This window comes from Salmonella sp. 32070601201500089SM (assembly GCF_017573605.1).
GTDB classification, from domain to species: domain Bacteria; phylum Pseudomonadota; class Gammaproteobacteria; order Enterobacterales; family Enterobacteriaceae; genus Salmonella; species Salmonella enterica.
Genome location: NZ_JAGETK010000011.1, coordinates 80,918 through 104,237, shown reverse-complemented (window position 1 = coordinate 104,237; position 23,320 = coordinate 80,918). Strand labels below are relative to the sequence as shown.

Sequence of the window (23,320 nt, the reverse complement as noted above, 5' to 3'; positions counted from 1 at the left end):
CGCTTCTTATTTATTATTACGCTTCACTTCCCGTAGCCCCGGCAAATACGTAATTACCCCGCCCATTATTGCCCCGGCTACAATCGCTGGAATAAGCATAATCAATACTTCACCATATATTAATGGTAGTATGCTTATGTCAAAACCATATCGCGCAAAATTAAACAGCGTCGTGATCAGACCACCTGCAATGGCGCAAAGGATCATCCTGTTAATTATTTTTTGATATAATTTCAGGGGTATCAGCGCGCAGGCGACACCGGTTAACCATGCGGGGAGGAGACTGTATATCCAGCCGGTAATAATCACTAATTCTGGTATTGTTCTGCAGAAATACAACAAAAATGAGTCTGGTCCGCCAAGAATGGCGGGTAAAAAGTTTATGATACCTATCGCGATGGCTGCGCCTATTAACGGCCCAAACAGAATAAACCAACCGCTATGATAAATTATTCGTCGAAATACAGACATAATGTATCCTTCCTGAATTTTCCTTCAACCGTCTGACAAAAAATACAACTCACTACGGCTTCTCTGCTGATATCGCCCATTGCTGGAGCTTAGTTGAAAAAGCGCTTATCAAGTAGCCAACAATTTCATGACAACGACCCGGATGATAAGGAAGCGTCTGAAAGACTAGCAGGCATCGGCGTGGCAGGGTATTGATGATTTCTGAAAAAAAACGCCAGAGGGACACCGGGCTGGTAATGCTATAACTGGATGAGGGGCAGCCATTTTTAATGACTGCGCTCTTCCGGCACATAATAAAAGTTCATCTAAACGGCGCGCTGTCTGATGTGAAATTTGTCGTCGAGTTTTCGCTTAACGGAGATTAAGTGAATGTAAACGTGATGGGTGAGGGAAATTTTCTTGCAGCTATCGGTAATGCCTATATCCCCAGCATGTCCGGCACCAGCTCTTCCAGTTGCCTGACCAGCTCAGGGTCCATATAGCGGTAGTCATCGGGGATATCGAGTACGTGCAGGGGCTTATTTTCAATAATACGACGATATTCAGCCATCAACCGGTCTTTATGTTTCTGCTCCATAACGCAGATAACGTCAGCCCACTGAAGTAACCCGCACGACACGCTTTTTTGGGCGTTGCGGCTGGTGCCAGCGGAACGGACGCTAAGGCCAGGATAGCGGCGGAACACCTGCTCCGCCGTGGGGCTGCGCCATTGATTTCGGCTGCATATGAAAAGCACATTCATTAAATAAATACTCTTCCAGATCGCGCTTCGCTAACGGCGAGTTTGTGAATCGTGGAGACTTAATACCCCACGGTGCGGCACGTAGCACTTTGTCGGAGTGCGTGTAGATATATTGAAGCGCTAGAGTGACTTTCTGTATGAATAATAAACTGTTTTGGCATTTTTATTTTATCTTTTGTGCGCCCCGCTGTTTTTCTTTCACCGTGCTGCGATAATTACCTTAAGGCGCAATGCGGTATTGGCGCATTGCCAGGGCAGAGGAAAACAATTATGGATTACGAATTTCTGCGCGACGTTACCGGAGGGGTAAAAGTACGAATGTCGATGGGCCACGAGGTGGTCGGTCACTGGTTTAATGAAGAGGTTAAAGACAACCTCTCGCTACTGGATGAAGTAGAACAAGCCGCGCGTACGGTCAAAGGCAGCGAACGCTCCTGGCAACGAGCAGGGCATGAATACACGATCTGGATGGACGGCGAAGAAGTGATGATTCGCGCCAATCAACTGGATTTTTCCGGCGATGAGATGGAAGAGGGGATGAGTTATTACGATGAAGAGAGTTTATCCCTGTGCGGCATGGAGGATTTTCTACGGGTCGTCGCCGCGTATCGGGAATTCGTCAGTAAAGCCTGACCCTCTCTTCGTTATTGTCCCGCAACGCCAGTCGACGGACAGTTGGGGGCGGTAGTGGAAACGAAATCACCACACATTCCAGCCGGGAGTATCCCGGCTTTTTTATTGCAGAATGATTTTTTGATTTTTATTAATCATTTTAAAACTGTGATCTGACGCGTTTGTGATCTTAATTTGACTGAATATAATCGTTATGATTTTATTCAATCACAACAAGCAACAGGCGGTAAGACCATGAACATCAAAAAAGCAATAGAGCGCGTACCCGGCGGCATGATGGTCGTACCGCTCGTTATTGGCGCAGTCATTAACACCTTCGCTCCACAGGCGCTTGAGATCGGCGGTTTTACCACCGCCTTATTTAAAAACGGCGCGGCGCCGCTGATTGGCGCTTTTCTGCTGTGTATGGGAGCCGGTATCAGTGTGAAAGCTGCGCCCCAGGCGTTATTGCAGGGCGGGACGATTACGCTCACTAAGTTGCTTGTCGCCATCGGCATTGGCCTGGGCGTGGAGCATCTTTTCGGCGCGGAGGGTATTTTTGGCCTGAGCGGCGTGGCGATTATCGCGGCGATGAGCAATTCAAATGGCGGACTTTATGCTGCGCTGGTAGGCGAATTCGGCAATGAGCGCGACGTCGGCGCTATCTCTATTTTGTCTCTTAATGATGGCCCTTTCTTTACGATGATTGCGCTGGGCGCGGCAGGGATGGCGAACATTCCCATTATGGCGCTGGTGGCGGTGCTGGTTCCGCTGGTTGTCGGCATGATCCTCGGCAATCTTGATCCTCATATGCGCGATTTTTTGACCAAAGGCGGCCCGCTGCTCATTCCTTTCTTTGCTTTTGCGCTGGGGGCGGGCATCAACCTGGAAATGTTACTGCAAGGCGGACTTGCCGGAATTCTGCTCGGCGTGCTGACAACGTTCGTTGGCGGTTTCTTTAATATTCGCGCAGATCGTCTGGTTGGCGGAACTGGCATTGCCGGGGCGGCGGCCTCCAGCACCGCGGGTAATGCCGTTGCGACGCCGCTGGCTATTGCGCAGGCCGACCCTTCGCTCGCCGAGGTGGCCGCTGCTGCCGCTCCGCTGATTGCCGCCTCGGTGATCACCACGGCAATCCTGACGCCAGTGTTGACCTCCTGGGTTGCGAAAAAACAGGCGCGTCAGGCTTCTTTGGAGAAAAACGCATGAAAATGATGGTTATCGCCGATGATTTTACCGGATCGAATGATACCGGCGTCCAGTTGGCGAAGAAGGGGGCGAGAACGGAAGTTATGTTGAGCGCGTCGCAAAAACCGTCCCGCCGTGCCGATGTGTTAGTCATTAACACCGAAAGCCGGGCGATGCCCGCAGATCAGGCGGCATCTGCCGTTTATGCCGCGCTTTCCCCGTGGTGTGAGACATCGCCAGCGCCGCTGGTGTACAAAAAAATCGACTCCACATTTCGCGGTAATATCGGCGCCGAAGTGACGGCGGCCATGCGCGCCAGTCAGCGAAAACTGGCCGTTATCGCTGCTGCGATCCCTGCGGCCGGACGCACGACGCTTGAAGGAAAATGTCTGGTTAATGGCGTCCCGCTACTGGAAACAGAATTTGCCAGCGATCCGAAAACGCCCATTGTCTCTTCCCGCATTGCCGAGATAGTGGCGTTGCAAAGTGAGATCCCTGTGTATGAAGTCTTTTTGCAGGATGTCCGACGCGGTGGGTTAAGCGCCTTACTTACGGCTTATGCGGCTGAGGGCGAAGGGATTATCGTCGTGGATGCGGTGGAAGAGCGGGACCTGACGTTGATTGCGCAAGCGGCGTGCGAACAACCGTCGATGCCGCTGCTCGTCGGCGCAGCGGGTCTGGCGAATGCGTTGCCGGTTGAACTTTTTATGCAAGACCGGCAGCGGCTGCCGGTGCTGGTGGTGGCCGGTTCGATGAGCGAAGCCACGCGACGTCAGGTGGATAATGCGCTGTGCCGGGGACGTGCGGAGGTCGTGGATATTGATGCCGCGCGCATGGTGTCGGATCGCGCGGAGCAGGAAATCGCGTCTGTCGTAGAGCAGGCCTGCGCGCTGTTAAGTCAGCATCGACATACGATTTTACGCACCAGCCGTCGCGCAGAAGATCGACAGTTAATCGACGCGCTGTGCGAAAAATCCGCGATGAGCCGTCAGCAATTGGGCGAGCGACTGAGCCAGCGGCTTGGCGTCGTCACGTTAAACATTATCGAGCAGGCGCGGATTGGCGGATTGTTTCTGACCGGCGGCGATATCGCTACCGCCGTCGCCGGCGCGCTTGGCGCTGAAGGTTATCGCATTCAGAGCGAGGTGGCGCCCTGTATTCCCTGTGGAACGTTTGTAAACAGCGAAATTGACGATCTGCCGGTCATTACCAAAGCGGGCGGATTCGGTTCAGACAGTACGTTGTGTGACGCGCTTTATTATATTGAGGAGATGTATTGTGGAGACTAAAACCGTTGCCATTACCATGGGCGATCCAGCGGGCATTGGGCCGGAAATTATTGTTAAAGCGCTAAGCGAAGACGGTCTCAACGGCGCGCCGCTGGTGGTTATTGGATGCCTCGCAACGTTGAAACGTTTACAGGCGAAGGGCATCACGCCGAACGTTGAGCTACGGGCCATTGAACGGGTCGCCGAAGCGCGTTTTGCGCCCGGCATCATTCATGTGATTGATGAGCCGCTGGCGCAGCCGGAGGCGCTGGAGGCCGGGAAAGTTCAGGCGCAGGCGGGGGATTTAGCGTATCGCTGCGTGAAGCGCGCCACCGAGTTAGCGTTACGGGGCGACGTACAGGCTATCGCTACCGCGCCGCTGAATAAAGAGGCGCTGCACCTGGCGGGGCACAACTATCCGGGCCATACCGAGCTGCTCGCGACCCTGACCCATAGCCGCGATTACGCGATGGTACTTTACACCGATAAACTAAAAGTGATTCACGTTTCAACGCATATCGCGCTGCGTAAATTCCTTGATACGTTAAGTACCGCGCGTGTCGAAACGGTGATTGGCATTGCTGATACTTTCCTCAAGCGTGTGGGTTACGTTAAACCGCGTATCGCCGTGGCAGGCGTGAATCCTCATGCGGGCGAGAATGGCCTGTTTGGCGATGAAGAGACGCGTATCCTGACGCCAGCCATTACCGATGCCCGCGCAAAAGGTATGGACGTTTATGGGCCGTGCCCGCCGGATACTGTATTTCTCCAGGCTTATGAGGGACAGTATGATATGGTGGTGGCGATGTATCATGATCAGGGGCATATCCCGTTGAAATTGCTTGGCTTTTATGATGGCGTGAATATCACCGCAGGGCTGCCGTTTATCCGGACTTCTGCCGATCATGGCACCGCATTTGATATCGCCTGGACGGGAAAAGCAAAATCTGAGAGCATGGCCGTATCGATCAAACTGGCAATGCAACTGGTATAATTCCCTGTTATGAAAGGACAACACCGTCTGGATCTCATTGTGGCGTATCTGAAAAACCATACGCTGGTTACGGTAGAACAGCTGGTTGAGGCGGTTGACGCATCGCCAGCCACTATCCGTCGCGATTTGATCAAGCTGGATGAGCAGGGCGTGATCAGCCGTAGTCATGGCGGCGTGGCGCTGCGGCGTTTTGAACCCGCCCAGCCCACCACCAATGAAAAACAACTGCGATCGCCCGCTGAAAAACGGGCGATCGCACGCGTTGCCGCATCGCTGGTCAATGCTGGCGATGCCGTCGTGCTGGATGCCGGTACGACAATGATGGAACTGGCGAAATGCTTAACCCATCTTCCGCTGCGGGTCATCACCGTCGATCTGCATATTGCGCTGTTTTTAGCTGAGTTCCGGCAAATTGAAGTGACGATTGTCGGCGGTCGTATCGATGACAGCAGTCAGTCCTGTATCGGTGAGCATGGGCGCAAGCTGTTGCGCAGCGTTTACCCGAACATCGCGTTTATGAGCTGTAATTCATGGGGGGTAAAAACGGGCGTGACGACCCCAACGGAAGATAAGGCCGGGCTTAAACAGGAGATTATTGCTAATGCGCAGCGCAAAGTGTTGCTGGCGGACAGCAGTAAGTATGGCGCGCATTCGCTCTTTAATGTGGTGCCGCTTGAGCGCTTTAATGATGTGATTACTGACGTCAATCTGCCGCCGTCAGCGCAGGTTGAACTGAAAGGGCGCGCTTTTGCGCTAATGCTGGTGCAGCCGGAGTGACAGCGCCGTCAGGCGCTGCCAGTGGTGAATCAGACCGCAGAAATATTGCGGCCGTAGTAAATCTCGCGCATCTCTTTCCACAGCGCGGCGGTGATCTCCTGGCGTTCGGTTTCAGTGAGATCTTCCGGTTTGGTGTGAAACATGTAGTGCTTAAGATCGAACTCTTTAAGCAGCATCTTGGTATGGAAAATATTTTCCTGATACACGTTTACATCCACCATGTCATACAGCGACTTCATATCTTCCGACATAAAATTCTGAATAGAATTAATCTCATGATCGATAAAGTGCTTCATACCGTTGACGTCGCGTGTAAAGCCGCGCACGCGGTAATCGATGGTGACGATATCGGACTCTAGCTGGTGGATCAGGTAATTGAGCGCTTTTAGCGGTGAAATCACCCCGCAGGTTGACACTTCGATGTCGGCGCGAAAGGTGCATAGCCCGCCTTCCGGATGGCTTTCCGGATAGGTATGCACGCAGATATGGCTCTTATCGAGGTGCGCCACCACGGTTTCCGGCAGCGGGCCGGGATGTTCGGTTTGATCGATAAGTTTCGGGTCGATCGGCTCTTCGCTCACCAGAATCGTGACGCTGGCGCCCTGGGGTTCATAATCCTGACGGGCGATGTTCAGGATGTTTGCGCCGATAATGGAGCAGGTCTCCGACAGGATCTCGGTCAGTCGGTTGGCGTTATAGAGTTCATCGATATAGGCGATATAGCCATCGCGCTCTTCTGCGGTTTTGGCGTAGCAGATATCGTAAATACAAAAACTCAGGCTTTTCGTCAGATTGTTAAAGCCATGCAGTTTCAGCTTTTTCAATTTTTATCACCTCCTTAACGTCACTGTGCGGACAGTGCGTCATGTAGATATTGCGGTAGCGCAAATGCAGCGGCATGAATAGCCGGGTTGTAATAGCGACATTTAAGGCCGGCGGCATGAAAACGCGCCTGAATAATTTCGCTCGACAGGTGACGAAGAGCGCCGTTGTCCGTCGCCCAGGCGAAGGTCATAATGCCGCCGTAATAGGTCGGAATCGCCGCCTGGTAGAAGCCGACATCGCTGAAGTAATGACTCAGCTTGCGGTGGCTGTCGAGCGCTTCATCCTGTTGCAGGAAGCACACGCCGTTCTGGGCGACAAAAATGCCGCCCGGATTCAGGCAACGCTTACAGCCTTCATAAAAGGCGGAGGTAAACAGGCTTTCGCCGGGGCCTATCGGATCGGTACAGTCGGAAATGATCACATCAAAGGTCTGATGGGTCTGATTGACGAAATTCACGCCGTCGTCGATCACTAGCGTAAAGCGCGGATCGTCGTAGCTGCCGGCATTGTGGTTGGGTAAATACTGGCGGCAAAACGAGACTACGCCAGCGTCGATCTCTACCATGGTGATGGTTTCGACGTTTTTATGCCGGGTAACTTCACGTAGCATTGCGCCGTCGCCGCCGCCGATAATCAGAACGTGTTTCGCATGACCGTGCGCCAGCAGCGGGACGTGGGTCATCATTTCATGATAAATAAACTCGTCGCGTTCGGTGGTCTGTACCACGCCGTCCAGCGCCATCACGCGGCCAAAAGCGGCGTTTTCAAAGATGATTAAATCCTGGTGGTCGGTTTTTTCATGATACAGAACGTTGTCTACGGCAAAGTACTGACCAAACTGGTCGTGTAGCGTTTCATGCCACATCGTATTTTCGGCCATTGGCTGATACCTCCATTGTTAACACCCGTAAAAAAAGGGCGCAACATCATAGCTAACAATGACCGTGGATGCACGGTCATTATTTCAGCAATAGGATCGCGGAGGATTATTTAACGTAGGCTAACAGGCTCAGAGAATCGCGGGCCAGAGCTTTGCATTTTTTAGCGACCGGAATACCGATGCCGCTAAGATCGCGGTAGCTGTCTTCGCCCAACGATTTCATATCGAAGGTGTCGTAGTTACTCAGGTCCCACTGATTTTGCTGGGCAAAAAAGACCAGCGCACGGCGAATCTGACTATTGGGTAAATTTTGGTAACCACAGTCATTTTTCAGAAAAACGAAAACTGCCGTTAAATCGGCCATATCTTCAGCTTCGGATTCAGTAAGCGCATAGCTATTTGCGCATAAGGCCATCAGGCTGCCAAACAACACGGGTCTGAAAAACGTCTTCATTGCTTCTACCACGGCATCAGGGAAAGTCAACGTTAGCATACTGAGAACGTAGCGACGACTTTTATTATCAGGATTGGTCGCGGCGTTTTCATTCTTATTGTATTGCTGTCAGGAATGGTAAAGACGTGTTGCTGGCTTGACCTTCCCGTTAGGGCAGGGTCTAAGCTTAGACACCCGCCTGTTCATTATAAGGAAATGATTATGTTACGCCGTGATTTCTTAAAATATTCAGTGGCGCTGGGGGTTGCATCAGCGCTGCCGCTGTGGAGCCGCGCCGCTTTTGCCGCCGAACGTCCCGCGTTGCCTATTCCTGACCTGTTAACGGCAGATGCGAGCAACCGTATGCAGTTAATTGTTAAAGCCGGACAGTCCACATTCGCCGGTAAGAACGCGACAACCTGGGGCTACAACGGTAATTTGCTGGGGCCAGCGGTACAGCTTCACAAAGGAAAAAGCGTGACCGTTGATATCCATAACCAACTGGCCGAAGACACGACGCTTCACTGGCATGGTCTGGAGATTCCAGGCATCGTCGACGGCGGTCCGCAGGGGATTATTCCCGCAGGCGGAACCCGTACGGTGACGTTTACGCCGGAGCAACGCGCCGCGACCTGCTGGATTCATCCGCACAAACACGGCAAAACCGGGCGCCAGGTGGCGATGGGCCTTGCCGGACTGGTGCTGATTGAAGATGACGAGATTCGCAAATTGCGCCTGCCGAAACAGTGGGGCATCGACGATGTGCCGGTGATCATTCAGGACAAACGTTTCTCCGCCGATGGCCAGATTGATTATCAACTGGATATTATGACCGCCGCCGTCGGCTGGTTTGGCGATACGCTGCTGACCAATGGCGCGATCTATCCGCAGCATTCCGCGCCGAAAGGCTGGCTACGTCTGCGCTTGCTAAATGGCTGTAATGCGCGTTCGCTGAATATCGCCGCCAGCGATAATCGCCCGCTTTATGTGATCGCCAGCGACGGCGGCCTGCTGGCGGAGCCGGTGAAAGTCACCGAACTGCCGTTATTAATGGGCGAGCGTTTTGAAGTGCTGGTGGATATCAGCGACGGGAAAGCCTTTGATCTGGTGACCCTGCCGGTCAGCCAGATGGGAATGGCGATCGCTCCGTTTGATAAACCGCATCCGGTAATGCGTATCCAGCCGCTGCGGATTACCGCCTCCGGTACGCTGCCGGATACGTTGACGACGATGCCGGCGTTGCCGTTGCTGGAAGGGCTGACGGTGCGCAACCTGAAACTGTCGATGGACCCGCGTCTTGATATGATGGGGATGCAAATGCTGATGAAGAAATATGGCGCTCAGGCGATGAGCGGCATGGATCATGACAGCATGAACGCGCATATGCAGGGCGGCAATATGGGGCATGGCGAAATGGATCATGGCAACATGGATCACAGCGGGATGAATCATGGCGCGATGGGCAATATGAATCACGGCGGAAAATTCGACTTCCATAACGCTAACTTTATCAACGGCCAGGTCTTCGATATGAACAAACCGATGTTCGCGGCGCAAAAAGGCCGACATGAACGTTGGGTGATTTCCGGCGTGGGTGACATGATGCTGCATCCTTTCCATATTCACGGCACCCAGTTCCGTATTTTGTCAGAGAACGGCAAAGCGCCAGCGGCGCACAGAACGGGCTGGAAGGATACGGTACGCGTTGAGGGTGGTATCAGCGAAGTGCTGGTCAAGTTCGATCACGACGCACCGAAGGAACATGCCTATATGGCGCACTGTCATCTGTTAGAACATGAAGATACGGGAATGATGTTAGGATTTACGGTCTGACCGATGTCTCCGACGCAGGCCGGGTAAGGCGAAACCGCCACCCGGCACAATGCCCGGCATACGCCGGGCATTAATGGTTATTTCGCGTCGTCAGGCAAAGCATAGGCCACGATATAGTCGCCCATCTTCGTACCAAACGAACCGTGGCCTCCGGCAGAAACGACCACGTACTGCTTACCGTTTACCTCATAGGTCATCGGCGTTGCCTGGCCTCCGGCGGGTAAACGTCCCTGCCACAGTTTTTCCCCGTTGCTCATGTTATAAGCGCGCAGGTAGTTGTCGGCGGTCGCGGCGATAAACAGCACGTTACCGGCGGTTGAGATTGGCCCGCCCAGCATGGGCATCCCCATGTTGAACGGCACCGGAACCGGCATCGGGAACGGCATACTGTCGCGCGGCGTCCCTATACGTTTCTTCCACACGATTTCATTGGTCTTCAGATCCAACGCGGAAATATAGCCCCAGGCCGGTTGTTTACACGGCAGGCCAAACGGCGAAAGGAACGGATTCAGCGTGACGCCGAATGGTACGCCGTACTGTGGCTGAATACCCGCTTCTGTACCAGTACCTTTCGCGTCTTTCGGCGGCTCCATCGGATTACCCGGGCCGCGTGGGATCAGCTTCGAGACAAACGGCAGCGCCATCGGGTTAGCGATAGCGACCTGACGGTCTGGATCGACGGAAATACCGCCCCATTCAAACATCCCCAGGTTGCCAGGGAATACCAATGTCCCCTGCTCGGACGGCGGGGTGAAGATACCTTCATAGCGCAACTGGTGGAACATGACGCGGCACACCAGTTGGTCGAACATGGTCGCGCCCCACATATCCGCGCCGGAGAGATCTTTTTTCGGGCGGAAGGTTAAATCAGAGAACGGCTGAGTTTTGGCGACGTAATCGCCTTTTGCCGCGCCCTGCGGGACCGGTTTTTCCGGGGCGGGCACGACCAGCTCGCCATTACGTCTGTCCAGCACAAAGATATTACCGGTTTTCGCTGGCGCATAGATAACCGGAACGGTAGTACCGTCAACGGTAATATCCGCCAGCGTCGGCTGTGCCGGCAGGTCCATATCCCACAGATCGTGATGGACGGTCTGATAACTCCAGGCCAGTTTCCCGGTGGTGGCATTCAGCGCCAGGATGGAGCTGGCATAACGCTCCTGCTCCGGCGTGCGGTTACCGCCCCAGATATCCGGCGTGGTCACGCCCATCGGCAGATAGACCAGATCCAGTTTCGCATCATAGGCGGCAGGCGCCCAGGAGTTCGGCGAGTTAAAGGTAAAAGCGTGCTCATCGGCTGGAATCGCGTTCGGATCTTTCGCCCCCGGATCGAAGGCCCACATGAGTTTACCGCTATTAACATCAAAACCACGGATAACGCCGGACGTTTCGCGGGTAGAGAAGTTATCCGTGACCGAACCGGCAATGACAATTGTTTTATCGGTGATAATCGGCGGCGACGTCGGTTCATACAGTCCCGGCGTGGTATCCGGCATATTGGTTTGCAGATTCAGGACGCCTTTGTTGGCGAAGGTTTCACACAGCTTGCCGGTTTCGGCATTCACCGCGAAAAGGCGACCGTCGTTGACCGGGAGGATAATACGGCGCGGACAGTCGGCGATGACCTCCGGCGAGGCGGTATCCGCTTTGGCCTCATGATAAGAGACGCCGCGGCAGGTCACATGCTGGAAAGACGAATCGGTCTTCAACTGAGGATCAAAATGCCACTTCTCTTTACCGCTGGCGGCGTCCAGCGCGAACAGACGCTGGTGAGCCGTACACAGATAAAGCGTATCGCCGACTTTAATCGGGGTCACTTCGTTGGTGATTTCACCCGGATCGTTGGGTTGTTTCAGATCGCCGGTGCGGAAGACCCACGCTTCTTTCAGTTGGTGAACGTTATCCGCAGTGATCTGTTTCAGCGGCGAATAGCGTTGGCCTTCCTGATTACGTCCATAGGCCGGCCAGTCTTCGTCGGCGATCGACGAACTTGTTGCGGCGGGCGTGGCGTCGGCGCGAAGCGTACCGTTGATCTCCTGCGGGTCGTTGAAGCCGGCCCAGGTCAGAATGCCGCCGCTAATCAGCAACGCCACGACCAGCGCCGCCACTGCGCCGCTGGAAGGAACCACCAGCCGATGCCAGACAAACGGTAATATTAGCCAGATGCCGAAAAACACCAGGATATCGCTACGCGGCGTGAGCGCCCAGAAGTCGAACCCGACTTCCCACACGCCCCAAATCATTGTCGCCAGCAGCAGGGCGGCATACAGCCACAGCGCGGCACGTTTACTGCGCCATAGCAATCCGGCCACAACCAGCATCACGAGGCCCGCGATGGGGTAGTACCAGGAACCGCCAATAGCAACCAGCCAGACACCTCCGATAAGAAGATACAGCCCACAAAGTGCTGCAAAGAGGGCCGTCAGCGTCACGAGTAATCGTGGCGATCGTGCGTTATTTTCTGCCATAAAAAGACACCATCCCAAATTGTTAATTTTTTAGTAGCAATTAAGTATAGGAATTAACATGTGTGATCGTCATCACAAAATGAGCTTTCTTATCAAATGCCGCGAATGAATACGTTTGCTGTTATACTGCGTGCCTTGCGCGTCAATGCGGCGTTATTAGTCACCGGCATTGAGTGATTTGTTTTTAAATCATATGGTTATAAATATGAAACATACTGTTGAAGTCATGATCCCCGAAGCGGAGATCAAAGCACGTATTGCCGAGCTGGGTCGTCAGATTACCGAACGTTATAAAGACAGCGGCAGTGAAATGGTGCTGGTAGGTCTGTTGCGTGGCTCATTTATGTTTATGGCGGACCTGTGCCGTGAAGTTCAGGTTCCTCATGAAGTCGATTTTATGACCGCCTCCAGTTATGGTAGCGGCATGTCCACCACCCGCGACGTGAAAATCCTCAAAGATCTGGATGAGGATATTCGTGGTAAAGACGTGCTGATTGTCGAAGACATTATTGATTCCGGTAATACGCTGTCGAAGGTCCGTGAAATCCTGGGCCTGCGCGAGCCGAAATCGCTGGCGATTTGTACGCTGCTGGATAAACCTTCTCGCCGCGAAGTGGACGTGCCGGTTGAGTTCGTTGGCTTTTCGATTCCGGACGAATTTGTAGTCGGTTACGGTATCGACTACGCTCAGCGTTATCGCCATCTACCGTATGTTGGTAAAGTGGTGCTGCTGGACGAGTAAGCGCAGAAATGCCGGATGGCGTCGCTAAAGCGACTTATCCGGCCTATAGCTAATGGCTTATTGGTGGGGAATGTATTTCAGACTTAGGGCGGAAATACCCTTATGATAGCCGTTCTCCAGCGTTTCTCTGTTGGTGGCGGTGACGTCAAGATCGCGCAGCAGGCCATCATTGATACTGTACGCCCAGCCGTGAATGGTCACATTCTGACCGCGTTTCCACGCTGACTGCATAATGGTGGAATGCCCCAGGTTATAGACCTGTTCCATGACGTTCAATTCATAGAGCGCGTCCAGACGTTGCTCTTCGGGCATTTTTCCCAACAGCGAGCTATGTTTAAGCCAGATGTCGCGGATATGCAGCAGCCAGTTATTAATCAAGCCCAGCTCAGGGTTTTCTACCGCAGCCTTGATACCGCCGCAACCGGAGTGGCCGCAAATGATAATATGCTCAACTTCCAGAACATCTACCGCATACTGAACCACGGAGAGACAGTTCAGATCGGTGTGAATAACCAGGTTAGCCACATTACGGTGAACAAACAATTCGCCCGGTTCAAGCCCGGTTAAACGCTCTGCGGGAACGCGGCTGTCGGAACATCCAATCCATAGAAAGCGCGGTTTTTGCGCTTGCGCCAGTTTCTCAAAAAATCCGGGGTCCTCTTCCACCAGCATTTTTGACCATAGTGCATTGTTGCTGATGAGAGTATCTATGTCTTTCATGGAAGTTAACGACCTGTAACCAAATAAGTGCGTTGGGCTAATATAGGGCAACTCCGTAATTATTTAAACCATATATAAAGTGTAAGAACGTAAAGTAAGTGAGAATTTATGACCATTGCGCTGGAACTTCAACAACTTAAAAAAACCTATCCCGGCGGCGTTCAGGCGCTGCGCGGCATAGATTTGCAGGTCGAAGCGGGGGATTTTTACGCGCTTCTGGGGCCAAATGGAGCAGGGAAATCGACCACCATCGGTATTATCAGCTCATTGGTTAATAAAACGTCCGGGCGCGTTAACGTTTTTGGTTACGACCTGGAAAAAGACGTGGTTAACGCCAAGCGACAGCTTGGACTGGTGCCACAGGAGTTTAACTTTAACCCGTTTGAAACGGTGCAACAGATCGTAGTGAATCAGGCCGGTTATTACGGCGTGGAGCATAAAGAGGCGGTTTTACGTAGCGAAAAGTATTTAAAACAACTCGATCTGTGGGAAAAACGTCATGAACGCGCGCGGATGCTCTCCGGTGGGATGAAGCGCCGCCTGATGATCGCCCGCGCGCTGATGCATGAGCCTAAACTATTGATTCTCGATGAGCCGACGGCGGGCGTCGATATCGAATTGCGTCGCTCGATGTGGGGATTCCTGAAAGACTTAAACGCCAAAGGCACCACCATTATTCTCACCACCCACTATCTGGAAGAGGCGGAAATGCTGTGCCGCAATATCGGTATTATTCAGCACGGCGAGCTGGTGGAAAATACCTCCATGAAAAATCTGCTTTCAAAGCTGAAATCGGAGACATTTATTCTGGATTTAGCGCCAAAAAGCCCGCTACCTAAGCTTACGGGTTATCAATATCGTCTGGTGGATACCTCGACTCTGGAGGTGGAAGTGTTACGCGAGCAGGGGGTTAACAGCGTCTTTAGCCAACTGAGCGAGCAGGGGGTTCAGGTATTAAGTATGCGTAATAAAGCCAACCGTCTGGAAGAACTGTTTGTGTCGCTGGTGCATGAAAAACAAGGAGATCGCGCATGATGCAGCTTTACTGGGTTGCCCTTAAAAGCATCTGGGCGAAAGAGATTCACCGCTTTATGCGGATCTGGGTGCAAACGCTGGTGCCGCCCGTCATCACCATGACGCTCTATTTTATTATTTTCGGCAACCTGATTGGTTCGCGCATCGGCGAAATGCATGGTTTTAGCTATATGCAATTTATTGTGCCGGGCCTGATTATGATGGCGGTCATTACTAACTCCTACGCGAATGTCGCGTCGTCATTTTTTAGCGCCAAGTTTCAGCGCAATATTGAGGAACTGCTGGTCGCGCCGGTGCCAACGCACGTGATCATCGCCGGATTTGTCGGCGGCGGCGTAGCGCGCGGGCTATGCGTAGGGATTCTGGTGACGGCGATTTCGCTCTTTTTCGTGCCTTTCCAGGTGCATTCCTGGGTATTTGTCGCGCTAACGCTGATTCTGACCGCGATTCTGTTCTCGCTGGCCGGACTGCTGAACGCCGTGTTTGCGAAAACCTTTGACGATATCAGTCTGATCCCGACCTTTGTGCTGACGCCGCTGACCTACCTCGGCGGGGTATTTTACTCGCTGACGCTGCTGCCGCCGTTCTGGCAAGGGCTGTCGCACCTGAACCCGATCGTCTACATGATCAGCGGTTTCCGTTATGGTTTTCTGGGTATCCATGATGTGCCGCTGGTGACGACGTTTGGCGTACTGGTGATCTTTATCGCTGCTTTCTATCTGCTGTGTTGGTCGCTGATCCAGCGCGGGCGCGGGTTGCGCAGTTAAGCGCTGACTGGGGAGATGGGGCGTTGGGTTGCGCTTCGCTTCACTTCATCTACGGGTCCGTAATATCAATGGGTTACGGGTCGGTAGGTGAGGCTTGTCGAAACCCAACGCTTCTCTCAGCGAATCTGAATCTCCAGCGTGGCGGTGGCCTGGTATTCTCCGGTGTGGGGAACATGTCCGGTGGTATTGACCGGCGCGGCGGTGAACTCGGTGCTGCCTCTACCGTCAGTGTAATCTTCAATCGGCAATTCGGCGCTGCCGCCGGGAACGATGGTATTATCGTATTTATCGGAAATCCGTATCCCCAAATTCTCATTGTCGGTTTTCAGGTAGTCCGGGTTGTGCGGATCGGTTGCGCCATTTAATGACATTGACAGGTTGGTGCCGTCCGCCACGTTGCTACAGGTAAAGTTTACCTGAGTGGTGACGTGCGAGTTCTGCGGACTGTCGCCGAGGTGACGAATATCTTTGCCCTCAATATCCGGTAGCCTGACCTCGATAACCTGCCCGGCGTTGATGGAGCAGGACTGCGGCACGGTAATGGTCCCGGACATGGTGACGTGCGCCATCGGTGGAACGGAAGGGGGAATATTATCTCCGCTGCTGCCCGGCGTTTTTGACAAATAGAGATTCATAATCGTCGTCTCAGGAATGGTGATTTCACCTACCAGTGGGTGAGTAATATAAATACGCACGTTACCCTTATTCCCTGCGGACATTTTGTTTATGTCCGCGCCCGTACACCCGCCTGCGGTGGGGTCCTGATTACTGATCGCTGAAAAGGGAACGGGGATATACTGTTTCAGGTTACCGACGATGTAGGTTTCCGTACCAATCTCCAGCTTACCCGCGACCAGAACATAAAAATCCATCTGTTGCCCATTGCTACCCGCTTCGCTGTACGTTCCTTTTTGTGTTAAATCGCCGGTCGTGGCGGTGAAATAGTTAACGCCCTGATAATCTTTATTATCGCAGTCGCACCTGGCGCTGTATTCGCCGCCGACCGACCAACTCTCTTTGACTATTTTCCCTGCCTGGTTCTCATCCGTATCGGTAATGGTCTGGTCAAGGGGAAAAAAGAAATTATGCGTGCCGCTGGTGGGTTGACACCAGCCGCTTCCGTTGCCCATCGTTCCGTCTGCCAGCGCATGGCCTGAAAATAGCGACAGCGCCAGCAGCATCCATAAATTCTTCATTGTGTTCCTCACTGGCAGACGGCGTTCGCCATCACTATGCCGTTCATATTTTTGCTGATATCCAGGCGGTAATCCGCGCGGCAAGAGGCGCTTCCCCAGTTCACCAGCAGCAGGCCCTCTTCCGGCAGGCCGCTGAGGAAGACCTGGCCTTTATCGCCGACGATACTGGCCAGGTTCGCATCCTGCCCATCGACGCTTGCCGTCGCGCCAAAGGGCACGGGCTCGCCATTGCTGCGCGTCAGCGTTAACAACACGCGATAGCCCTTATGCGTGTCATACGCCGCGCGCACCACCGCATTACGCGTCGGGTAGACGGTCTGGTTGTTGAGCGGAATATCCACGTTGTCAGCAAACGTGCTGCTGTCGAGCGAGATATCGTAGCGATAATACGGCGTGACGTTGGGGATCACCGTATAACCCCGGAAGTCGGTGGCGACGCCGGTCTGGTTTTCAACCGAAACGCCGCTGGCGCCGGGCGCTTTAATTAAAATCGCCGCGCCGGTAATCGGCTGGCTCAGGGTAATACCGTTTTCGTGCGCCAGAATGCCGCCGCTGATGCCGTAGCTGACCTGTTGGCTATCTGGCGACTGATTGTAACCGGCGTTGAGGTTGGCATAAGTGCCTTTATAGCTGGCGTTTACCCCGCCGGAATCACCGTCTTGTGTGCTGTGGCTTTGCTGTAACGACCAGTTCAGGTTTCTGTCACGCAGCGCGGTGCCGCTAAGGGTGGTGCTGTTCACCGTGGCATCGTGCTTACGCGTGTTCAGCATATAGCTGGCGTATAGCCTGGAATCGAACACCGTAAACGGAACGTGCAGCGACAGCGTGAACAGCCGATCGTTCTGGTTATAACGATCGTCGTCGTTGTCATCATCGTCATTGCCCGAACGGTACTGGTAGGTGTTTTTGTTATAGCTGTAGCTCAGCGTATAGCTCACCGGACCCCAGCTATTGTTGTAGCTGGCGCTCAGGGATTCCATCTGCTGCGCGCTGTGCCAGTAATCTTCTTTGACCCAACTTAGCGTTAAGGAACCGAGCGTATTGCTAATTTGCTGGTTGACCGAAGCTTCGAAACGATTATGGCGCTTGCCGTAGTTATCATAAAAATCGTCGTCCGGGTTGATCACCTCGCTCAGCGAATTGTAGTTTTCGCTGGCGTAACGATAGCCGGCCAGCGAAAACGTGGTGCCCGTACTGACGACGCCCTTGCTGTAGCGGACGCGCCAGGATTGCCCGATTTCTTTGCGGCCATCGTCAAATTTGGCGTGCGACCAGATGCCGTCCAGGGAAATGGCCCCCAGCATCTGCATATTTTGCCCGACGCCGAAGGCGACGGACTGGTATTTATCGCCGGCAATCTGGCTGCCGCCGTACAGGGTGATGCCCCACGGCAGGCCGTACAGCAGGGTCGCCTGGCCGAAGTCGTCCAGCGTGTGGTTATTATAATCGCGATATTTACCCACGGTCACGCTGTATTTTGCCCGTCCGGTGCGCTGCAGAATCGGCAGCGAAGAGTAGGGCACGATAAAGTGCTGTTCGCTGCCGTCGGTTTCTTTTACCGTCACGTCATAGTCGCCGTTGCTGCCGGTGGGAAACATATCGTTGATTTCAAATTCGCCCGGCGAAACGGCGGTCTGATAGGCGATATAGCCGTTTTGCCGCACGATAACCTGCGCGTTTGAGCGGGCGATGCCGCGAATCGTCGGGGCGTAACCACGCTGGCTGTTGGGCTGCATTTGATCGTCAGAGGTGAGCTGGAGGCCGCGAAAAGGTACGCTGTCGAACACGTCGGATGGCGTATTGCTGTCTCCGGCGGTGAACTGGCTTTTCAGCGCGATAATGTCGCGCTGTAAATAGTTATAAACGCTGTTCCAGCTACCGCTCTCGCCGTTATTTGAACTCCAGTTACTGTAGTTGCGAAAACGCCACGGCCCGAGGTTAAAACCCGGCTGGAGAGCGAGATACTTCGATTCCGCATCGTCGGAATCCTCACTGGAACCGTACTCTTTATAGCCGCTGAAGCTGTAGTTCAGCATCAGCGCGGTAATCCCCTCCTGCCACTTTTCCGGCGGTACGTAGCCGCGTGCGTTGTTGGCGATGTAGAGTTGCGGGATGCTTACTGATAATGCCTGTTGCTGAAAATCAAACCGCTGGCTGGCGCCGGGGATAACGCTGAGATCGACGCAGCCTTTTTCACTCTCCAGCGTTGGAAAAAGGTCGGTTTTGACGCCGTTATCTTTTAGTTCCTGGAGCCGTAAACAGCCCTGTAATGCCTGTTGACCGTCACTGAGCGTCGCGAGTTGAAAATCAACGTTTCGTGCGCCGATTTCTGTTTTATTGATATTGATAGTGACGTAATAGGTGCCAGGCAGCTGGCTTTTGTCGTTATCAAATGTCGACAGATCGACGCTTGTGCGACTCGCCTGCCCATGGTTTTCAATAAATGCCGGATTGAAATAGTCGCGCGCCCATGCAACGTGTGCGAACGTGCTGCCCAGCGCGATACACACAGCGCAGCGCGATAAATAAAATACCCGGTGTTGCCTTTTGCGCATCGGCACTCTCATCCCTGTCACTCTTCTCAAGGCGTTTGTTTATGTTCGGGGCCAGTACCGCCAAAATCGTTGATGATAGACCAGACAATCTGGCCGCTGGCGGCGGCAGGCAGCGTGTACTGCGCGTTGCCGAAAGGCGCCACATAGCGCGGGGCTTTCACTTTTTGACTGCCAACGGAAAGGGTGGCGAAGTTCATATAATAGGGCGTGGGGTTCTTCACGGTGAGCGTGCGACCCTGACGCGACCACGTTAATCGATCGGCAACCTCTTCTGGTTTTTGGGTTAACGCTTTTGGCCGGTAAATCAGCTTAAATTCCGCTTTAACGGCCAGCATGAGCGTGTTGTGTTTATTGTCCGGATTGCTGCTGGGAATCGATTTAATATCCAGCCAGTACATCGACTCGCGATCTTCCGGCAAATTACCGCCGGTACGGATAATTCGCAGTACGTTTTTTTGCCCGCCATTAAGGCGAAAAAGCGGCGGGGTGACCATAAACGGCGCATCACCGCTCGCCCCGGTTTCACTGATCGATTGCGCCCAGGACTGAATTAAATAGGGAACGTTGTCGCTATTGCTTATCGATATGGACGCATCTTTGGCATCGCCGTGAAAAATAACCCGCGTTGTGCCGATGTTTATCCCTGCGGCATGCGCCAGCGAACCGCACAACAGGCAACAAAGCAACCCTGCTTTAGCCAATGAATTCATTGATGACCTCAATAAACAAAGGGGCCAGCCGACGCTGGCCACCAGGATCAGTTATATTGCAGATAGAATGTTGCGGTTGCATCGACCGTTCCCGATTTAACGGGAACCGCGGTGGCGATATAGCGGGCGGTGAAAGGCATTGAGAGTTCCGTCACCCCCTCTGCTGTAGGGAGGTTGACTGGGGCAGACCATGCCTGAAGATCGTTAAAGGTCATAGGGGTGCTAGTTTTATCAAGAATTTGCACGCCAATATTCTCAGCATCATCCTCATTTTTCAGGATGGTCGCATCGGTTCCGTCGAGTGTGCCTTCAAAGCGCGCCTGTACACTGCTGTAGACGTTTGCGTCGCAGTTTTCGAGTTCGATGGTGAAGTCTGTATCCCCTGCCGTCTGCCCTGCGGCAGTGAAAAGAGAGGCAAATTCTTCCTGTAATGTCACCTCTACTGAATCCGTTTTTACCGTACAGGCGTTTTGCTTAATGAGGCCGGTGATATGTACGGTGCCGTCTTTGGCGGTGTCTGCCAGCGCGGCGGGGGAGAGGGTGATGGCGGCCAGTGCCACAGTGAGTGTTTTTAAGGAGAGTTTCATTATCTTTGATCCTTTAAGATATTATAAATATTGACATAGTAACAATATCTATAGTGTGGAAAGTTATTGTTCTTTTTATTCCCGAATGAGTAAATATAATGTCCGATGATTTTTACGGCGCGAAGAAAAATTCAGAATACATAAATATGAAATATTTATAATATATATTTAATCAATTATTTTGGTGAGTGTTTGTTTAATTGAATCGCCGTGATTACCCTTTAATGGGCCAGATTCTATGAAGGCTGCTAACAATTTTAAAAATAATGCAAATTTTTTTGAATAAAAAATGATCGTGGTCATAGTGTGTTGTCGGCCAAAAAAACATGCTGACATCATGCAGGATTGGAGCTCAATGGAGGAGAAGTTATGCTGGGATGGGTCATTTCCTGTCATGACGATCGGGCGCAGGAAATGCTCGAAGGTCTTGAAAAGAAGTATGGGCCGTTGGCGCAGTGTCGGGCGGTCAATTTCTGGCGTGGGTTAAGCGTAAATATGCTCAGCCGCATGATGTGTGACGCCCTCCATGCCACCGACTCCGGTGAAGGCGTGATATTTTTAACCGACATTTCCGGCGCGGCGCCTTATCGTGTAGCGTCGCTGATGAGCCATAAACATTCTCAATGTGAAGTTATTTCCGGTGTTAGCTATTCATTGATGGAGGAAATGATTACCTGGCGAGAGTCAATGAGCAGTTCAGCATTTCGCGACCAGATTGTCGCGCTTGGCGCGCCGGATGTCACCAGTCTCTGGCATCAGCAGCAGAAAAATCCGCCTTTTGTATTGCTGCATGATTCGTATGAGTTTTGATCAATACCATTGACGACGCTTTTGCTACAATGACGGCGTTTTTTCGCCTCGGTTATGATATATGGTTATGCGCGTTGTTCTTATCTTGCTGTTCTTTTTCGCCGGTAATGTGTTGGCTGCCTTGCCCGCTCGTTATATGCAAACGACGAAAGATGCCGCCATCTGGTCGCAGATTGGCGACAAAATGGTGACCGTAGGGAATATCCGCGCCGGACAAATTCTTTCCGTAACGCCTGTTGCGGCTGATTATTATGCCTTTAAATTCGGCTTCGGTGTGGGCTTTATCGATAAAGGCCATCTGGAATCCGTGCAGGGAAAACAAAAAGTGGAAGATGGCCTGGGCGATCTTAACAAGCCGCTCAGCAATCAGAATCTGGTGACCTGGAAGGACACGCCGGTGTATAACGCGCCGGACATCAGTAGCGCCCCGTTTGGCGTATTGGTGGATAATTTGCGTTACCCCATTATTAGCAAGCTGAAAGGCCGGCTACATCAAACCTGGTATCAGATCCGTATTGGCGACAGGCTGGCTTATGTCAGCGCCATGGATGCGCAGGAAGACAACGGCATTCCGATTTTGACCTATCATCACATCTTACGTGATGAAGAGAATACTCGTTTTCGCCATACGTCCACCACGACTTCGGTTCGGGCATTCAGCAACCAAATGACCTGGCTTCGCGATCGCGGCTATGCCACGTTGACGATGTACCAACTGGAGGATTACATCTATAACCGCGCGAATTTCCCGGCGCGCGCGGTGGCTATCACCTTTGATGATGGCCTTAAATCGGTGAGTCGCTATGCGTATCCGGTATTAAAGCAGTACGATATGAAAGCGACGGCATTTATTATCTCATCGCGTATTAAGCGCCATCCGCAAAAATGGAATCCCAGGTCGCTGCAATTTATGAGCGTGTCCGAATTGCGCAAGATAAGCGATGTTTTTGATTTTCAGTCGCATACCCATTTTTTACACCGGGTAGACGGGCATCGCCGCCCGATTTTATATAGCCGCAGCTACCATAATATTCTGTTTGATTTTGAACGTTCGCGGAGGGCGCTCACACAGTTTACTCCGCACGTATTTTATCTTTCTTATCCCTTTGGCGGCTATAACGCGACCGCGATCAAAGCAGCAAAAGACGCCGGTTTCCATCTGGCGGTCACCACGGTGAGAGGGAAGGTGAAGCCGGGAGATAATCCGATGCTGCTCAAAAGGCTGTATATTTTACGCACGGATTCGCTGGAAACGATGTCGCGGCTGATCAGCAACCAGCCGCAGGGATAAGGACTATCAGGCAACCTGTACCGGAATAGCTTTCGCGGTGCGCTTCATTTCGTTGTCGCCTTCAAAATAGGCCACTTTCGGACGCCATGTACGCGCTTCTTCATCAGACATGGTGACGAAGCTGGCGATAATCACAATGTCGCCAACTTCAGCGCAGTGCGCCGCCGCACCGTTCACCGAGATGATTCTGGAGCCGCGTTCAGCCGCAATCGCATAGGTTGAGAAACGTTTCCCATTGGTCACGTTCCAGATATCAATCGCTTCGTTTTCCAGAATACCGGAGGCATCAAGGAAATCCTGGTCAATGGCACAAGAACCTTCGTAGTGCAGGTCCGCCTGCGTGACTTTTACGCGGTGGAGCTTGCCTTGCAGCATGGTGCGAATCATAACTTCTTTACCCTGTCGTTTACCTTGGC

Annotated in this window: 23 protein-coding genes; 11 read left to right on the top strand and 12 right to left on the bottom strand. The window is 52.7% G+C overall.

Features of this window, described 5'->3' with window-relative positions:
• Positions 1–6 precede the first annotated feature (6 nt).
• Both J4728_RS17365 and J4728_RS17360 read right to left on the bottom strand, forming a co-directional pair.
• Positions 7–471: a hypothetical protein gene (locus J4728_RS17365; protein ID WP_208212134.1), complete on the bottom strand. Its 465-nt coding sequence runs from the start codon at positions 469–471 to the stop codon at positions 7–9.
• 418 nt (positions 472–889) lie between these two features.
• Positions 890–1,213: a low molecular weight protein tyrosine phosphatase family protein gene (locus J4728_RS17360; RefSeq protein WP_208212132.1), complete on the bottom strand. Its 324-nt coding sequence runs from the start codon at positions 1,211–1,213 to the stop codon at positions 890–892.
• 270 nt (positions 1,214–1,483) lie between these two features.
• On the opposite strand from J4728_RS17360, the gene yacL reads away from it, so the two are divergent.
• From yacL to J4728_RS17335, 5 genes are all read left to right on the top strand, one after another.
• Positions 1,484–1,846 carry a protein YacL gene (gene yacL / locus J4728_RS17355; RefSeq protein ID WP_000384308.1) on the top strand — a complete coding sequence of 121 codons (363 nt, stop codon included), beginning with the start codon at positions 1,484–1,486 and terminating at the stop codon, positions 1,844–1,846.
• Positions 1,847–2,080: 234 nt separating this feature from the next.
• Positions 2,081–3,034, top strand: a complete 954-nt coding sequence (locus tag J4728_RS17350) for a 2-keto-3-deoxygluconate permease 1 (protein WP_001022089.1) — start codon at positions 2,081–2,083, stop codon at positions 3,032–3,034.
• The gene (gene dtnK, locus J4728_RS17345; RefSeq protein WP_000783299.1) at positions 3,031–4,302 is read left to right on the top strand and encodes a D-threonate kinase; all 1,272 of its coding nucleotides are present in this window, start codon (positions 3,031–3,033) and stop codon (positions 4,300–4,302) included. Before J4728_RS17350 ends, dtnK begins: the two co-directional genes overlap by 4 nt.
• Positions 4,292–5,275, top strand: coding sequence for a D-threonate 4-phosphate dehydrogenase (locus tag J4728_RS17340; protein ID WP_208212130.1), 984 nt, complete (start codon positions 4,292–4,294; stop codon positions 5,273–5,275). Before dtnK ends, J4728_RS17340 begins: the two co-directional genes overlap by 11 nt.
• A 9-nt stretch (positions 5,276–5,284) precedes the next feature.
• Positions 5,285–6,052 carry a DeoR/GlpR family DNA-binding transcription regulator gene (locus J4728_RS17335; RefSeq protein ID WP_000678253.1) on the top strand — a complete coding sequence of 256 codons (768 nt, stop codon included), beginning with the start codon at positions 5,285–5,287 and terminating at the stop codon, positions 6,050–6,052.
• A gap of 29 nt (positions 6,053–6,081) precedes the next feature.
• Here J4728_RS17335 and speD read toward each other — a convergent pair whose 3' ends face one another.
• The 3 genes from speD to J4728_RS17320 all read right to left on the bottom strand — a co-directional run bounded on the left by speD (position 6,082) and on the right by J4728_RS17320 (position 8,211).
• Positions 6,082–6,876, bottom strand: a complete 795-nt coding sequence (speD, locus tag J4728_RS17330; protein ID WP_000734276.1) for an adenosylmethionine decarboxylase — start codon at positions 6,874–6,876, stop codon at positions 6,082–6,084.
• 20 nt (positions 6,877–6,896) lie between these two features.
• Positions 6,897–7,757 carry a polyamine aminopropyltransferase gene (gene speE, locus J4728_RS17325; protein ID WP_000829973.1) on the bottom strand — a complete coding sequence of 287 codons (861 nt, stop codon included), beginning with the start codon at positions 7,755–7,757 and terminating at the stop codon, positions 6,897–6,899.
• 106 nt (positions 7,758–7,863) lie between these two features.
• Entirely contained in the window at positions 7,864–8,211 is a 348-nt protein-coding gene (locus J4728_RS17320) for a YacC family pilotin-like protein (RefSeq protein ID WP_000846613.1), read from the bottom strand.
• Between the two features lie 201 nt (positions 8,212–8,412).
• Here J4728_RS17320 and cueO point away from each other — a divergent pair, with 201 nt between their 5' ends.
• Positions 8,413–10,023, top strand: coding sequence for a multicopper oxidase CueO (gene cueO, locus J4728_RS17315; RefSeq protein ID WP_000946046.1), 1,611 nt, complete (start codon positions 8,413–8,415; stop codon positions 10,021–10,023).
• A 77-nt stretch (positions 10,024–10,100) separates the two neighbouring features.
• Here cueO and J4728_RS17310 read toward each other — a convergent pair whose 3' ends face one another.
• On the bottom strand, positions 10,101–12,491 hold the full coding sequence (locus J4728_RS17310) for a glucose/quinate/shikimate family membrane-bound PQQ-dependent dehydrogenase (RefSeq protein WP_000829731.1): 2,391 nt from the start codon (positions 12,489–12,491) through the stop codon (positions 10,101–10,103).
• 205 nt (positions 12,492–12,696) lie between these two features.
• On the opposite strand from J4728_RS17310, the gene hpt reads away from it, so the two are divergent.
• On the top strand, positions 12,697–13,233 hold the full coding sequence (gene hpt / locus J4728_RS17305; RefSeq protein WP_000683342.1) for a hypoxanthine phosphoribosyltransferase: 537 nt from the start codon (positions 12,697–12,699) through the stop codon (positions 13,231–13,233).
• A 57-nt stretch (positions 13,234–13,290) separates the two neighbouring features.
• Here hpt and can read toward each other — a convergent pair whose 3' ends face one another.
• Positions 13,291–13,953, bottom strand: coding sequence for a carbonate dehydratase (gene can / locus J4728_RS17300; RefSeq protein WP_000651591.1), 663 nt, complete (start codon positions 13,951–13,953; stop codon positions 13,291–13,293).
• 108 nt (positions 13,954–14,061) lie between these two features.
• On the opposite strand from can, the gene J4728_RS17295 reads away from it, so the two are divergent.
• Entirely contained in the window at positions 14,062–14,988 is a 927-nt protein-coding gene (locus J4728_RS17295) for an ABC transporter ATP-binding protein (RefSeq protein WP_000150619.1), read from the top strand.
• On the top strand, positions 14,985–15,755 hold the full coding sequence (locus J4728_RS17290) for an ABC transporter permease (protein ID WP_000983418.1): 771 nt from the start codon (positions 14,985–14,987) through the stop codon (positions 15,753–15,755). Before J4728_RS17295 ends, J4728_RS17290 begins: the two co-directional genes overlap by 4 nt.
• A 116-nt stretch (positions 15,756–15,871) precedes the next feature.
• Here J4728_RS17290 and J4728_RS17285 read toward each other — a convergent pair whose 3' ends face one another.
• The 4 genes from J4728_RS17285 to stiA are packed head-to-tail and all read right to left on the bottom strand — an operon-like array spanning position 15,872 to position 20,803.
• On the bottom strand, positions 15,872–16,951 hold the full coding sequence (locus J4728_RS17285) for a fimbrial protein (RefSeq protein ID WP_000794043.1): 1,080 nt from the start codon (positions 16,949–16,951) through the stop codon (positions 15,872–15,874).
• Positions 16,952–16,959: 8 nt separating this feature from the next.
• Positions 16,960–19,506 (bottom strand): fimbrial outer membrane usher protein, encoded by a 2,547-nt coding sequence (locus J4728_RS17280; RefSeq protein ID WP_079839715.1) that lies wholly within the window; start codon positions 19,504–19,506, stop codon positions 16,960–16,962.
• Positions 19,507–19,532: 26 nt separating this feature from the next.
• Entirely contained in the window at positions 19,533–20,216 is a 684-nt protein-coding gene (gene stiB / locus J4728_RS17275) for a fimbrial biogenesis chaperone StiB (RefSeq protein ID WP_208212128.1), read from the bottom strand.
• Between the two features lie 47 nt (positions 20,217–20,263).
• On the bottom strand, positions 20,264–20,803 hold the full coding sequence (gene stiA, locus J4728_RS17270; RefSeq protein ID WP_000777532.1) for a Sti fimbria major subunit StiA: 540 nt from the start codon (positions 20,801–20,803) through the stop codon (positions 20,264–20,266).
• Between the two features lie 369 nt (positions 20,804–21,172).
• Between stiA and J4728_RS17265 the strand changes: the two genes are divergently transcribed.
• Together J4728_RS17265 and J4728_RS17260 are read left to right on the top strand one after the other, a co-directional pair.
• The gene (locus J4728_RS17265) at positions 21,173–21,613 is read left to right on the top strand and encodes a PTS sugar transporter subunit IIA (protein ID WP_000901960.1); all 441 of its coding nucleotides are present in this window, start codon (positions 21,173–21,175) and stop codon (positions 21,611–21,613) included.
• 61 nt (positions 21,614–21,674) lie between these two features.
• Positions 21,675–22,904 carry a polysaccharide deacetylase family protein gene (locus tag J4728_RS17260; protein WP_000245312.1) on the top strand — a complete coding sequence of 410 codons (1,230 nt, stop codon included), beginning with the start codon at positions 21,675–21,677 and terminating at the stop codon, positions 22,902–22,904.
• A 6-nt stretch (positions 22,905–22,910) separates the two neighbouring features.
• On the opposite strand, the gene panD is transcribed toward J4728_RS17260, so the two are convergent.
• Entirely contained in the window at positions 22,911–23,291 is a 381-nt protein-coding gene (panD, locus tag J4728_RS17255) for an aspartate 1-decarboxylase (protein WP_000621526.1), read from the bottom strand.
• Positions 23,292–23,320: the final 29 nt, after the last annotated feature.